Consider the following 13,518-nt stretch of genomic DNA (forward strand, 5'->3'; position numbering starts at 1 on the left):
ACAGGAGGCCCGTGTCCCGGCCCGCCGCACCCCTCTGGCTCGCCCACGCCCTGCGCGCCCAGCGCGGACCCGTCCCCTGGAGCGCGATGACCCGGGGCGCCCTCGCCGCCGGGCCGCTGCTGCTCGCCGGGGTCGGCACGGGACACACCGCCCCCGGCGTCCTCGCCGCCATCGCCGCGATGCTCGCCGGCATCAACGACCGGCCCGGCAGCCGGCGGGCCTCCGTGCGGCGGCTCGGGGTGCCCGCGCTGGCCGGGGCGCTCGGGCTGCTCGCGGGGACGTACGCGGGGCAGGGGCTGGCCGCCGTACCGCTGACCCTGGTGCTCACCCTGCTCGGGCTGCTCGCAGGCGGCATCAGCGCGGTCGGGCCCGTCGCCTCCGCCGCCGGAACGCACCTGCTCGTCGGCGCCGCGATCGGCGCCGGGATGCCGGCGGCCGCGAGCGGCTGGCAGCGGGCGCTCGCCTTCCTCGCCGGGGCCGGCTGGCTGCTCCTGCTGCGGCTCGCCCTGCCCACGCCCGGTTCGCTCGCCGGGCACTCCCGGTTCGACTTCCGGTTCGACGGGGAGCGGGCCGCGGTCGCCGAGGTGTACGACGCCATCGCCGCGCTCCTCGACGCCGTGGGCGGCGAGCGGGCCACCGCCCGGCGGGCCGCGCTCACCGCCGCCCTCGACCATGCCCAGGACGCCCTCGCCGGACCCCGGTTGCGGCGGCGGGCCGGCTCCGCCGCCGAGCGCCGGCTGCACGCGCAGTACGTGGCCGCCCTCCCGCTCGCCGAGGCCGCCACCGCCCTGTTCTGGGCGGGGGAGCCCGTCTCCGTGCGGGCCGCCGAAGGGCCCCGGCGGCTCGCCGCCGCCGTCCGCGGCAACACCGGCACCGGCCCGCTGCCCTCCCCCCACCGGTCCGCTCCCGCCCTGCGCGCCCTCGACGACGCCCTGCTGCGCGCCGCCGAGGCCTTCGACCGGGCCGGGGACGCACACCAGCGGCCACCCGCCAGGCGCCGGGACGTACGGCACGCCGTCCGCGCCGCGCTCGGCACCGGCGGCCGCGAATACGGGCTGCGGGTCGCCCTGTGCTTCGGAGCCAGCGCCGCCATCGCCCAGGCCCTGCACCACACCCGCTGGTACGGCCAGCACCAGCACTGGTACTGGCTGCCCGCCACCGCCGTCTTCCTCGTCAAGCCCGACCTCGGGCCGCTCGCCTCCCGCGTGCTGTGCCGGGCCGCCGGGACCGTGCTGGGTGCCCTGGTGTTCGCCGGGCTCGCCGCGCTGCTGCCGAGGCCCGCCGGGCTGATCGCGCTGGTCGCGGTCTGCGGGGCGCTCGTGCCGGTCGCCACCCGGCACTTCGCCGCGCTGACCGCCGTCGTCACTGTCCTCGTCCTCGCCCTGGTCATGGCCGGCGGCGAGCCGCAGGCCTCCGTCAGCCGGATCGGCGAGACCCTGCTGGCCTGCGCGCTCGTGCTGGTCGTCGGGCACCTGCCGATGCCGGGGGAGCGCGGCGGCGGGGTCCGGGCGCGGCTCGCCACGGCCGGGAGCGCCGCGCACGCCTATCTCGTGCACGTCCTCGGCGAGTCCGGCGACCGCGCCGAGCGGTGGGCGCTGCGCCGGGAGGCCTACCGCACCCTCGCCGAGGCCCGGACCGCCATCGCCCTGGCCGCCGCCGAACTGCCCGCCCTCGCCCGGCACACCGCGGGCACGGACACCGTCGCGGTCGTCCTGGAGCGACTTGTCGACACGACCACGGCCTGCGCCGTCCACCTCGACGAGACGGGCCGCCTCACGCCCCGGCACGTCCGCCAACTGCGCGCCGCGCTCGACGAGTTGAGGCTCCAGGGGGTCGAGGTGCCCCTGCCCGCCGCCGCGTAGCCGTACGGTGGGGCCCATGCCCGCCAGGGTTCAACGACGTCGTCCGGCCGGTCGAGTCCCACCTCTCCCCGCGCGCGGCCGGCGTCCCCGTCGGCCGCGCCACGGACGGAGCCGCGTCGTCGACCTCACCGGCCCGCACACCCGGCCCGTCCACGACCTCGCCGCCACCCTCGTGCACAGCGCGCGCTCCTGGGGCCGTCCGCACGGCCGTCGTGGACGGCCGGGTCCTGATGCGTGACCGGTGTCTCCTCACGGTCGATGTGCCGTCGTCCGTAGGGGAGTTGACGGCACGGCCGCCCGTGCTGACCGACCGCGGACACGGGCGGCGCGTCCAGGAGTACGGCACCTGAGGCCGCGTAACCTGACCGTCATGGATCTCGCGGACGGCCTCATCACGCAGCCCTACGACATCTACCGGCGGCTGCGCGACACCGCGCCCGTGCAGCGCATCACCGGGCCCGACGGCACCCCCGCCTGGCTGGTCACCCGGTACGAGGACGTCCGGGCCGCGCTCGCCGACCCCCGTCTCTCGCTCGACAAGCGGCACGCCACCCCCGGCACCTGCAAGGGCTTCTCGCTGCCGCCCGCCCTCGACGCCAACCTCCTCAACATGGACCCGCCGGACCACACCCGGATCCGGCGCCTGGTCGGCCGCGCCTTCACACCGCGCCGGATCCAGCAGCTCCGCGAGCCCGTGCGCCGTACCGCCGACCGGCTCCTGGACGCCCTCGGCACGCACGGCAGCACCGACCTCATCGCCTCGTACGCCGCCCCGCTGCCCATCACCGTCATCTGCGACCTGCTCGGCGTGCCGGACGAACACCGGCTGGACTTCCGGGTCTGGACCGACACCCTGGTCGCCCCCGACCCCGCGCGTCCCGAGGCCGGCCGGGAAGCGGTGGCGGCGATGCTCGGCTTCTTCACGCGCCTCCTCGCCGCCAAGCGCGAGCAGCCCGCCGACGACCTCCTCTCCGACCTGATCGCCGTACGCGACGAGGGCGACCGGCTCAGCGAGGACGAGCTGATGTCGCTGGCGTTCCTCATCCTCTTCGCCGGGTACGAGAACACGGTCCAGCTCATCGGCAACTCCGTGCTCGCCCTGCTGCGGCACCCGGACCAGCTCGCCGCCCTGCGCAAGGACCCGGCGCGACTCCCGGCGGCGGTGGAGGAGCTGACCCGTTACGAGGGCCCGGCCCTGTTCGGTATCCGGCGTTTCGCGGTGGAGGAGGTGACGATCTCCGGTGTCACCGTCCCCGCCGGGGAGACGGTCTGGGTCTCCCTGGCCGCCGCCAACCGTGACCCCGCCCGGTTCCCCGACCCCGACCGCCTCGACCTCTCCCGCGACCCCTCCGGCCATCTCGCCCTCGGCCACGGCATCCACTACTGCCTGGGCGCCCCGCTGGCCCGCGCCGAGACGGAGATCGCCCTCGCCGCCCTGCTCGAACGGTTCCCCGATCTCGCCCTGGGCCCCGGGGAGTTGCGGTGGCGGCCGTCGATGCGGGCGCGGGGGCTGATGGCGCTGCCGGTGACGTACTGACTCCCTGCTCGCCTGAATGAGCCTGAATGAGCCTGAATGAGTGACAAAAAATCTTCGCGCCCGGCGATGAGTTCCGCGCCCGGCGACGGTCACCACCCCGGACGGACCGTCGGACAGGAGGGCTCATGTCGCTTCCGGAGATCGTCTCGCGCGAGCGGTGGCGCGCCGCGCGCGAGGAACTGCTGCGCAAGGAGGAGGCGGTCGGACGGGCCCGCGAGGCGCTCGGGGAGGAGCGGCGCCGGCTGCCCATGGTCGAGGTCGAGGCGGAGTACGTCTTCGAGGGCGGCGACGGCAAGGCCACCCTCCTGGACCTCTTCGAGGACCGGGCCCAGCTGATCGTCCATCACTTCATGTTCGCCCCCGAGTGGGAGACCGGCTGCCCGTGCTGCGCGGCCTTCCTGGACCAGGTCGGCCCCCTCGCCCACCTGCGGGCCCGGAACACCTCCTTCGCGGCCGTCTCCCGCGCGCCGTTCACCCGGATCCTGCCGTTCAAGGCGCGCATGGGCTGGACGGTGCCCTGGTACTCCTCGTCGTGCGCGTCGTCCCAGGGCGACTTCAACCTCGACTTCGACGCCACGGTGGAGACGGACCGGGGCCCGGTCGAGCGGCCCGGCGTCAGTTGCTTCCTGCGCGACCACGACCGGGTCTTCCACACCTATTCGGCGTACGACGACGGGCTGGACGGACTCGGCACGCTCGCCGGTCTGCTCGACCTGACCCCGTTCGGCCGCAACCCCGCCGGCAGTGACCGGCTGCGCCTTCACGACGCGTACGACTACTGACACGCAAGGTGCGGAGCGTGTCACAAAGTGAACGGTTTCTCACGCTCCGCGCCGAACGAGTGTAGGTAATGTCTCAGTCCCGTCACCGAGCGAGGCGTTTGACTCCCCCAGGGCGTTAACTCCTACAAGTACGACGCTTTCTGGAGGTGCGAGATGGTGAACGGGCGAACGGTGCTCGAGCGCTTTCCCGCCGGTGGTCCGCGCGGATCCTGGCCCGCGGAGGAGTTCGCGCACGCGCGGCGTCAGGAAGGCCTGCCGGCGGAGGTCGTCATGGACCTCGCCACGGACACGTTCCTGGTGATCGTGCGCGGCGGCGACAACACCGAGTGACCTCGCGCCCCCACCGGCGGTTCCTCGGCAGGTGTCAGAGCCAGTCCGGCGTCGTCCCGGTCACCCGGCACAGCGCCAGGTACAGCGGGATCGGCGGGGTGTACGGCACCGTGCCCTCCGGGCGGTGGATGAGCCGGGCGGTGCCGGTCACCAGGGCGCCGGGGGCGTAGTGGGCCGGGGACGGCCAGGGGAGGGCGTAGTCGGAGTCCGACGGAACGATCCACCACCAGCGGGCGCCGTCGGTGTAGACACAGCCCAGCCGAGGAAGCCGGGGTACGACTAGCGGGCCGAGGCGGTCGGGCACGGCCACGGCGTCGCAGCCGAGCGGAGCGGTCATGCCGTCCGGCACGGCGAGCCGACGCGGCGCGTCCGGCACGGACCTGCGCCGCTGCAGCCGCACCAGGGTGTCCAGACCGAGGGCCCCCTCGGGACCCCGGCCGATGGCGCCGGCGGCGCCGGGCGGGATGGGGTTCCGCTGTGGTTCGTGGTCGTACCCGCCGGCGCCGTGGTGGCCGGAGTCGTACCTGCCGGTGCCGGGGGCGGCGGAGTCATACCCCTCGGAGCCGTGGCCTGCGGGGCTGCGGCCGCCGGAGCCGTGCCGTGAGGTCACGGACGCTCCCCGGCGCGTCGCTGCTCGGGGGTCCGGTGCGCCGGCTGGTGCGGGGGCCGGTCGAGGGTTCGGTGCCGGTGCGGATCCGGTGCCGTGTGACGGTGCTGGTGCGGGTCCGGCCCCTCGTGGTGGGGCTGGTGTGGATCCGGCCCTTCGTGGTGGGGCTGATGCGGGTCCGGCCCTTCGTGGTGGGGCTGATGTGGATCCGGTCTCGGGTGGCGGGGCTGATGCTCGGGTGGGTGAGCGGGGTGGGGCAGATGCGGGTGCCCGGTGGCCCGTTGCCGGCCCTCCGGTGTCTCGTCCTCGCCGGAGTCGTCCGGGCGGTCCGGCTTGGGGCGGGCGCCCCAGCCCAGGTCGCCCCGCGGAGCGGTGGTGTCGGGGGCCGCCTCGGTCCGCCGGGCCAGCTCGGCCCAGACGAGTAGCCCGGACCCGTGTTCCTGCGCGCCCCAGGCCCGGCACAGCGCGCCGACGAGGAGCAATCCCCTCCCGTGCTCCTCGTCGGGTCGCTGCGGGGACGGGTGGGGTTCGCCGGGGGCACAGCCCTCGTCCCGTACGGCTATGCGCACGGTGTCGTCCTGGTCGTGCAGCTCGCACACCACGCGGCTGCTCGCTGTGTGCACGATCGCGTTCGTGACCAGCTCGGACATGACCAGGATTGCGCTCTCGCAGGTGTCCGCGCACACCGACCAGCCGGTCAGCCGGGCATGCGCGAGGCGTCTCGCCTGGGCGACGGAACCCGGATGCGCGGCCAGCTCGAAGCGGAACCGGCGCCCGGCAGCGGCCCCGTCGGGGGCTGCTTCCGTGGCCGCACCGAGACCGGGACGGTCTGCGGCGGTGTCTGTTCCTAAGGGCGCGGACGGAATCACGCTTGCCACTATCTCCCCGCCGTGAACACTTGGCAAGTGTCACTCTGAAAATTGCAGAGTGCCGTGTGACGCGGTCCAAGGCCGTGGCACACTGCTCGCAACAGCACGTCGCGCGGCGCCAATTGGGGTCATCGAAGAGCCGGCCCGGCCTTCGAATGAACCTTCGAACGGCGCCGCAGGGCTGTCGGGGAACAGGGGAAACATCTGTCAGGAAACGTTCGGTGGAGGCGGCGTCCGGTGGAGGTCAGAGCGTGAGCGAACCGCGGTCCGCACCCACGGTGGGCCAGGTGGTCCTCGGCCGACGCCTGTTGGACCTGCGGGAACGCGCCGGACTCAAGCGCGAGGAGGCCGCCCGCGTCCTGCGGGTCGCGCCCGCCACCGTCCGCCGCATGGAGATGGCCGAGGTCGCCCTCAAGATCCCGTACCTGCAACTGCTGCTCAGGGCCTACGGCGTACCCGACGACGAGGCCGAACTCTTCGTCCAGCTGGCCGAGGAGGCCAACAAGCCCGGCTGGTGGCAGCGCTTCCACGACATCCTGCCCGGCTGGTTCTCGATGTACGTCAGCCTGGAGGGCGCGGCCGGCCTCATCCGCTCCTACGAGCCGCACTTCGTCCCCGGCCTGCTCCAGACCGAGGACTACGCGCGCGGTGTGCTCAAGTCCGGCGCCATCGGCCAGACCAGCCCGGACGACATCGAGCGGCACGTCGCGCTGCGCATGCAACGCCAGCAGCTGCTCACCCGCCCCGACGCCCCCCGCTTCTGGGCGGTGATGGACGAGACCGCCCTGCGCCGCCCGGTCGGCCCTCCGGAGGTGATGCGCGCGCAGATCGACAAGTTGCTCGAGGCCACGAAGCTGCCCCATGTGACGCTCCAGGTCGCCCCGTTCGCGAGCGGGCCGCACCCGGGGACGTACGGGCCCTTCGTGCTGTTCCGATTCGCCGTGCCGGAGCTGCCGGACATGGTCTACAGCGAGTACCTGACCGGCGCCGTCTACCTGGACGGGCGCAGGGAGGTGGCGACCCACCTCGAGGTCATGGACCGCATGGCGGCGCAGGCCGCTACGGCACAACGCACGAAGGAGATCCTGCGGGATCTCCGCAAGGAGCTGTGAATGGATCGCATCACGCCGCGCGGACACGTCTACAACGGCATGCCCGCGCGGGAGCTGGGCAGCGAGGGCTGGCACAAGCCCTGGAGCGGCGGCAACGGCGGAAACTGCCTGGAGGCGATGAAGCTGGCCGACGGCCGGATCGCCGTACGCCAGTCCACCGACCCGGACGGTCCGGCGCTGATCTACACCACGGCCGAGATCAGCGCGTTCATCGAGGGCGCCAAGGCGGGGGAGGCCGACTTCCTGCTGTCCTGACCAAGACCCCTGTGTTGTTTTTCGCTCAACTTCCTTACCGTGGTGACGACTTGACCATCCATCGCGCCGGACGTTCGCGACTGGCGGGCGCGACCGAGTACCTGCAGGCCGACGCGCGCGATCCGGACGCGATCACGATCCCGGGGTACGGGGCGGTGGCACGGAAGCGGTAGCCCTGGCACCGTAATTCCGCTGCGCGGACGCCCGCACGGCGCCTATGGTGACCGTGGTTCAGGTGCGCAGGCAGCGGATACTTCTGTCGCGAGTCATCGCTACCCCCCGGTGGGCCGGATCCGTTCCGGCCGACCGGTCATGCCGGTCGCCGAGGTTTCGATGCTTTGCGGCTCGATGCTTTGAGGTTCGGTACCTTGCGGCTCAGTGCCTTCAAGCTCGGTGCCTCGAAGCTCGGTGCCCGACGACCGGCATCGCGAAGGTTTACGTCACCGCCGCCGACCCCGATCTCTGAACCACCGCTCATCACTCGGCGGGCTCAGTGGGCCTGGCCTGCTCGGCGGGCTCAGTGGGCTCGGTCGGCTCGGCGGGCTCAGCGGATCCGGCCTGCTCGGCGGGCTCAGCGGGCTCGGTCGGCTCGGTGGGCTCAGCGGATCCGGCCTGCTCGGCAGGCTCCGGTGGGCTCGGTCGGCTCGGGGGCTTCGGTGGCAGCACCCCGCACAGCGCCTCCAACGCCGCGCCGTAGGCGTGCTCGGCGGCGGCCGCGTAGCCCACGACCAGTCCGTCCCCCATGGTCGCCTCCGCCGCATCCGGATGCCGGAACGCGGCGAGTCCATCCAGGGCGATGCCCTGCCACGCGGCGGCCTTCACCGTGGACCGCTCGGTGCCCGGCGGCAGCCGCAGCACCGCGTGCAGCCCGGCCGCGATGCCCGTCACCTCGACATGCGGCGCGTGTTCGGCGAGCGCGGCGACGAGCCGGTCACGCCGGTGCCGGTAGCGCTGCCGCATGCTCCGCACATGACGGTCGTACGCCCCGGAGACGATGAACTCCGCCAACGCCAGCTGGTCCAGGACGCTCGCCCAGCCCTCCCGCTCGCCCTTCGCCGCCAGCACGGGCCCGACGTACCGCTCCGGCAGCACCATCCAGCCCAGCCGCAGCGCCGGTGACAGGCTCTTGCTGACCGACCCGAGGTGGATCACCCGCTCCGGATCGAGGCCCTGGAGCGCGCCGACCGGCTTGCGGTCGTACCGGAACTCGCCGTCGTAGTCGTCCTCCAGCACCACTGTCCCCCGCGCGCGTGCCCAGTCGATCACCGCCGCCCGGCGCTCCGGGTGCAGGGGACCACCGGTCGGGAACTGGTGCGCCGGCGTGAGCAGCACGGCCCGCTCCCGGCCCAGTACGTCCACCCGCGCGCCGTGCTCGTCCAGCGGCAGCGGCACCGTCCGCACCCCGGCCGTCGTGAGCAGCCCCCGATGGAAGTCCAGCCCGTACGCCTCCACGCCCAGCGGGCCGCGCAGCACCCCGCCCGCGCCCTGGCCGAACAGCAGCCGCAGCGCGTGCGCGAAGCCCGAGCAGATCACGATCCGGTCCGGCTCGGTCCGCACGCCACGCGCGCGTGCCAGATATGCGGCCAGCGCCTCCCGCAGCTCCCGGCGCCCCGCGGGATCCCCCGGCCCGAAGGCCTCGTTCGGCGCCGCCTGCAGCGCCCGCCGATAGCAGGCCGACCAGGCCGCCCGCGGGAACGCCGACGCGTCCGGCCTGCCCTGCCGCAGATCGTGCCGCGGGCCACGCGCGCGTGGCGGCGCCTGCACGGGGGTCCGTACGACGTTCCGCAGCGGTTCACTGCGGTCCGCGACCCGGGTGCCCGAACCCTGGCGGGCGGTCAGCCAGCCCTCCGCGACCAGTTCCGCGTAGGCGTCGGCGACCGTGTTGCGGGCCACGCCCAGATCGGCGGCGAGCGACCGGTACGGCGGCAACCGGGTGCCCGGCGCCAGCCGCCCGCTGCGCACGGCCTCCCGCAGCGCCCGGGTCAGCGCCGCCCGCCGTCCGCCCGGACCCGACAGCTCCAGATGCAGATCGGCGCCGATCCGCTCCGCGGAATTGACCCACGATTCCGTCATGGAAATGCACCCTACAGCCGGTCTATCGGGCCCGTAGGTTGAAGCCATGACGACGAACACCACAGCCACCGCAGCCGACCTCACCACCGCGATCGCCGAGGCCGAGGGCGCCCGCAGCCGACTGGACTTCGCGCAGTCCGCCCCGAAGGCCTTCCGCGCCGTCATCGGCCTCGACGCCGCCGCCCGCGCCGGCCTCGACCCGGCGCTGGTCGAGCTGATCCAGATCCGCTCCTCCCTCCTCAACCACTGCGCCTACTGCCTGCACATGCACACGAACGACGCCCGCAAGGCCGGCGAGCACGAGGACCGGCTGCACATGGTCGCCGTCTGGCGCGAGGCCCGGCACTTCTTCACCCCCAAGGAGCAGGCCGCCCTCGCCCTCACGGAGGCCCTGACCCTCGTCGCCGACGCGGGCGTCCCCGACCCCGTCTACGCCCAGGCCGCGGCCCACTTCGACGAGGCCGAACTGGCCCATGTCATCGCCCTGATCTGCACGATCAACACCTGGAACAGGGTGGCCCTGGCGACGGGCAAGGTGGCCGGGACGGACGAGCGGAAGGGATGACCGACTCTCTGCGGAGCCGCCGCCATGCCCGCCGCGCTGCGGCACCGCTGCCCTCTTGACCGCGCGCCCCTCTTGACCGCGCGCCTCTTGATCGCGCCGCCTCTCTTGACCGTGCCGCCTCTCTTGACGGCGCAGCCCCCTCTTGACCGCGCAGCCCTTCTGACCGCGCAGCCCCTCTCGACCGTGCCGCCCCTCACGTCCCGCCGCGACGGCGAGCAACCATCACGGCGTGGCCCGGCGGCGCCGAAGAGCCGCAACCACGGGGTCGGCAACGCCGCAACCACGGGGTCGACAGCAGCGAGGGGTCACAAAGAATCCGTCGGCCACGTTCATACCGTCATCGGCCGATCCCTCGGAGAGACCGGCGCCGGCAGCCGCGAACGACCGGTCAGATAACGGTCGACGGCCGCCGCCACCGCCCGCCCCTCCGCGATCGCCCAGACGATGAGCGACTGCCCGCGCGCCGCGTCCCCGGCGGCGAACACCCCGGGGACGTTGGTCGCGAAGCCGTCGTCCCGGGCGATCGTGCCGCGCGGTTGCAGCGTCAGCCCCAACTGCCCGATCAGTCCGTCCTCCTGGTCCGGCCCGGAGAACCCGAGGGCGAGCAGCACGAGGTCGGCCGGAAGCGTCCGCCCGGTGCCCGCCACCGGTCGGCGCGACTCGTCGACCTCCACCAGGTGCAGCGAGCGCACCCGCCCGCTGCCGTCCCCGGAGAAGTGGAGCGTGGACGCCGCGAACAGCCGGGCGTCCGCGTCCGCCGCCGGTGCCGTACGCAGGTCCCGGGCCTCCTCGTGCGCGGCCGACAGCCGGTAGATCTTCGGGTACGTCGGCCACGGCTCGGTGTCCTCGTCGCGCTCGGCACCCGGCTGCGCGTAGATGTCCAGCTGGGTGACGGACGCGGCCCCCTCGCGCACCGCGGTCCCCAGACAGTCCGCCCCGGTGTCCCCGCCGCCGACGATCACCACATGCTTGCCGGCCGCGGACAGCGGTGACACCGCCAGGTCCCCCTCACACACCCGGTTCGCCAACGGCAGATACTCCATCGCCTGGTGTATCCCGTTCAACTCCCGGCCGGGCACCGGAAGTTCCCGCCACGCCGTGGCCCCCGTGGCGATGACGACGGCGTCGTACCGACCCCGCAGCTCCTCCGCCCCGACATCCCGCCCGACCGCCGTCGACGTACGGAACTTCGTCCCCTCGGCCCGCATCTGCTCGATCCGCCGCTCCAGATGCCGCTTCTCCATCTTGAACTCGGGGATCCCGTACCGCATCAGCCCGCCGATCCGGTCGTCCTTCTCGTACACGGCGACTGTGTGCCCGGCCCGGGTCAGCTGCTGTGCCGCGGCGAGCCCGGTGGGCCCGGAGCCGATGACGGCCACCGTCTTCCCGGACAGCCGCTCGGGCGGCCGTGCCTGGGTGAAACCTTCCTCCCAGGCCCGGTCGGCGATCGCGCACTCGACGTTCTTGATGGTGACGGCCGGCTGGTTGATCGCGAGCACGCACCCCGCCTCACAGGGCGCCGGACACAACCGCCCGGTGAACTCCGGGAAGTTGTTCGTCGCGTGGAGCCGGTCGCTGGCCGCCCGCCAGTCCTCCCGCGAGACCAGGTCGTTCCACTCCGGGATCAGGTTGCCCAGCGGACAGGCCTGGTGGCAGAACGGGATGCCGCAGTCCATGCACCGGTCGGCCTGCTTGCTGATGATGGGCAGCAGCGCTCCCGGGACGTACACCTCGTCCCAGTCCCGCACCCGCTCCTCGACGGGCCGCCGCGGCCACTCCTGGCGCGGCGTGGTCATGAACCCCTTGGGATCGGCCATGGTCGTCTTCCTCGCGTACGGATACCGCGCGGGTATCGGGTGTACGACGGGCCGTACGCCATCGTGCGGCATCCTCCGGCACTCTTTCGGCCACGATACGTCCGCACCGACCACCGCGCAGACCGGCGGACAGCGCTTTCTTCCAGGGCGGCAGCCCCTGCCGGCACCCGACACCTTCCGGCGCCGTCAGTGGTTGTCAGGACCTCATCAGGCGGCGGTCGTCAGGACTGGTCGAACGCGGTCGTCAGGACTGCTCGAACAAGGACCCGCGTGCAGGTCAGGCGAGCGCCAGCACGTAGACCAGGGTGGCCGCTGCGGACGCGGCGGCGCGGACGTGGTTCCACCACGTCCACTCGCGCACATACGCCGTCCAGTACACGGCGGCCTCCGGGGCGCCCGGGGGCATGCGGGCGAGCCTGGCGTTGCGCGGGACGTTGGCGACGATCGTCAGCCCGAACGAGCCCAAGAGGTACAGCGCGCTGCCCAGCAGCAGAGCGAGCTTCCCCTCGTCCGGCCAGACCACGAACGTCACCACCGCGATCATCGCGCTCAGCACCGCCGAGCCGGTGAACACCGCCATGAAGGCCGGCCGGACCGCCGCGGCGTTGATCGCGTTCATCGCCGCGGCGCCCTGCGCCGGCGGCAGTGTGGCGAGCCCCCGCATCACAAAGGTCGAGAACGCGCAGAAGACCCCCGCCATCAGCCCGGTGCCGACAATCGCCACCACGACCAGGACGAAGAACGGCCCGTCGATCATCTCCACGCCCCCCTCTCGTCTCGTTCCGCCCAGGACGCGCCCGGTCGTTCCGCCCAGCATGCGCCCGGCATGCACCGTCACCCCAGTGAATGCCCAGAAACGGTCCTTGACCATGGCCGAGGAAGGCGACATCCTGCGCGAGCGTCTTCCCTCTCCCGCGTGGGTTCTCCCTCTCCCTCTCCCTCTCCCTCTCCCGCGAGCGGTTTCCCTCTCCCGCGAGCGTCTTCCCCTTCCCGCTCAGCCTGCTTCCGCCCCCGCGTCCAGCCAGGCCCGCAGCACGCTCTCCACGGCCGGGGCGATCCGGCGCCGTGCCTCGTACCGTGACACTCCGCTCATCAGCAGCTGGTCATACGGCGTGTCGACGTGCCGTACGGCCGCCACCACCGCCGAGAACACCGCTCCCTCCGACAGCGCCCGTCCGGCCGCACTGCGCCCGACCCGCCCACTGCCGCGCACGGACGCGTGGGCCGCGATGGCCCGCGCGCGATCGGGAGGGCAGCCGGGAAAGAGCCGCAGGATCTCGGCCGCGAACGCCGCCGCGAACCGCTCGTCCTCCGCCACCCGGCGCCGTGCGTCCCGCGCCCGCCGCCTGCGCCGCGCCTCCGCGTCCGCCAGGCAGCGTGCCTCGGCCCGGGCGAGCGCCGCCTCCTCCACGAGCACGCCCTGCCGCTCGTAACGGCTCTTGCGCCGGTTGAACCGCACCACGACGACCGACAGCCCGCTCTCCTCCCTCGACCTGCGGGTCAGCGCGGTGTCCCCGCGCGGCAGGAACACCAGGTGCCCGAGGTCCGCGCACTCCAGGCAGCGCGGTGCCCCGTCCTCCAGCACGAGCAACGACAGCGGCCCACGCCGGCATGCGGCGCACCGCTTGGGCTTCTGCGCCTGGATGACGACAAGCCGACCAGGGGAGTGGGGAGTTGAGGGAAGCGCCATACGCGGTACTTTCCCCGCC

The 13,518-nt window shown here is 73.4% G+C and carries 13 protein-coding genes and 2 pseudogenes; 9 read left to right on the forward strand and 6 right to left on the reverse strand.

The annotated features are described in order from the left end of the window. Positions 1–86: 86 nt before the first annotated feature. From ABB07_RS28945 to ABB07_RS28960, 5 genes and pseudogenes are all read left to right on the forward strand, one after another. Entirely contained in the window at positions 87–1,862 is a 1,776-nt protein-coding gene (locus ABB07_RS28945) for an FUSC family protein (protein ID WP_244189805.1), read from the forward strand. A 115-nt stretch (positions 1,863–1,977) separates the two neighbouring features. Further along, positions 1,978–2,212: pseudogene (locus ABB07_RS41055) on the forward strand (amidohydrolase); the annotation flags it as partial. Positions 2,213–2,232: 20 nt separating this feature from the next. Beyond that, entirely contained in the window at positions 2,233–3,399 is a 1,167-nt protein-coding gene (locus tag ABB07_RS28950) for a cytochrome P450 family protein (RefSeq protein WP_208901467.1), read from the forward strand. Positions 3,400–3,524: 125 nt separating this feature from the next. Beyond that, complete coding sequence (locus tag ABB07_RS28955) at positions 3,525–4,181, forward strand: DUF899 domain-containing protein (protein WP_208901468.1); 657 nt, start codon at positions 3,525–3,527, stop codon at positions 4,179–4,181. 153 nt (positions 4,182–4,334) lie between these two features. Next, complete coding sequence (locus tag ABB07_RS28960) at positions 4,335–4,511, forward strand: hypothetical protein (protein WP_167528510.1); 177 nt, start codon at positions 4,335–4,337, stop codon at positions 4,509–4,511. A gap of 34 nt (positions 4,512–4,545) precedes the next feature. Here the strand turns inward: ABB07_RS28960 and ABB07_RS28965 are convergent, their stop codons facing one another. Next, positions 4,546–4,953 (reverse strand): hypothetical protein, encoded by a 408-nt coding sequence (locus tag ABB07_RS28965; protein WP_208903667.1) that lies wholly within the window; start codon positions 4,951–4,953, stop codon positions 4,546–4,548. A gap of 440 nt (positions 4,954–5,393) precedes the next feature. Further along, positions 5,394–6,023: pseudogene (locus ABB07_RS28970) on the reverse strand (ATP-binding protein); the annotation flags it as partial. A gap of 215 nt (positions 6,024–6,238) precedes the next feature. Between ABB07_RS28970 and ABB07_RS28975 the strand changes: the two are divergent. The 3 genes from ABB07_RS28975 to ABB07_RS41580 are packed head-to-tail and all read left to right on the forward strand — an operon-like array spanning position 6,239 to position 7,527. Then, positions 6,239–7,099 carry a helix-turn-helix domain-containing protein gene (locus ABB07_RS28975; protein WP_208901469.1) on the forward strand — a complete coding sequence of 287 codons (861 nt, stop codon included), beginning with the start codon at positions 6,239–6,241 and terminating at the stop codon, positions 7,097–7,099. Then, a complete protein-coding gene (locus ABB07_RS28980) occupies positions 7,100–7,354 on the forward strand; it encodes a DUF397 domain-containing protein (protein WP_055707036.1) in 255 nt (84 codons plus the stop codon). It begins immediately after the preceding gene. A 50-nt stretch (positions 7,355–7,404) separates the two neighbouring features. Next, positions 7,405–7,527, forward strand: a complete 123-nt coding sequence (locus ABB07_RS41580) for a hypothetical protein (protein WP_279617405.1) — start codon at positions 7,405–7,407, stop codon at positions 7,525–7,527. Positions 7,528–7,831: 304 nt separating this feature from the next. Here ABB07_RS41580 and pdxR read toward each other — a convergent pair whose 3' ends face one another. Beyond that, positions 7,832–9,427 carry a MocR-like pyridoxine biosynthesis transcription factor PdxR gene (gene pdxR, locus ABB07_RS28985; RefSeq protein ID WP_244189552.1) on the reverse strand — a complete coding sequence of 532 codons (1,596 nt, stop codon included), beginning with the start codon at positions 9,425–9,427 and terminating at the stop codon, positions 7,832–7,834. Positions 9,428–9,473: 46 nt separating this feature from the next. Here pdxR and ABB07_RS28990 point away from each other — a divergent pair, with 46 nt between their 5' ends. After that, complete coding sequence (locus ABB07_RS28990) at positions 9,474–9,992, forward strand: carboxymuconolactone decarboxylase family protein (RefSeq protein ID WP_208901470.1); 519 nt, start codon at positions 9,474–9,476, stop codon at positions 9,990–9,992. Positions 9,993–10,321: 329 nt separating this feature from the next. Here ABB07_RS28990 and ABB07_RS28995 read toward each other — a convergent pair whose 3' ends face one another. The 3 genes from ABB07_RS28995 to ABB07_RS29005 form a co-directional block, all read right to left on the reverse strand. Continuing rightward, the gene (locus ABB07_RS28995) at positions 10,322–11,809 is read right to left on the reverse strand and encodes a glutamate synthase subunit beta (RefSeq protein ID WP_208901471.1); all 1,488 of its coding nucleotides are present in this window, start codon (positions 11,807–11,809) and stop codon (positions 10,322–10,324) included. A 277-nt stretch (positions 11,810–12,086) separates the two neighbouring features. Next, on the reverse strand, positions 12,087–12,566 hold the full coding sequence (locus tag ABB07_RS29000) for an anthrone oxygenase family protein (protein WP_208903668.1): 480 nt from the start codon (positions 12,564–12,566) through the stop codon (positions 12,087–12,089). Between the two features lie 237 nt (positions 12,567–12,803). After that, the gene (locus ABB07_RS29005; protein WP_208901472.1) at positions 12,804–13,499 is read right to left on the reverse strand and encodes a DUF2293 domain-containing protein; all 696 of its coding nucleotides are present in this window, start codon (positions 13,497–13,499) and stop codon (positions 12,804–12,806) included. Positions 13,500–13,518: the final 19 nt, after the last annotated feature.

The sequence above is a fragment of the Streptomyces incarnatus genome (genome assembly GCF_001027185.1).
In the GTDB taxonomy this organism is placed as follows: domain Bacteria; phylum Actinomycetota; class Actinomycetes; order Streptomycetales; family Streptomycetaceae; genus Streptomyces; species Streptomyces puniciscabiei.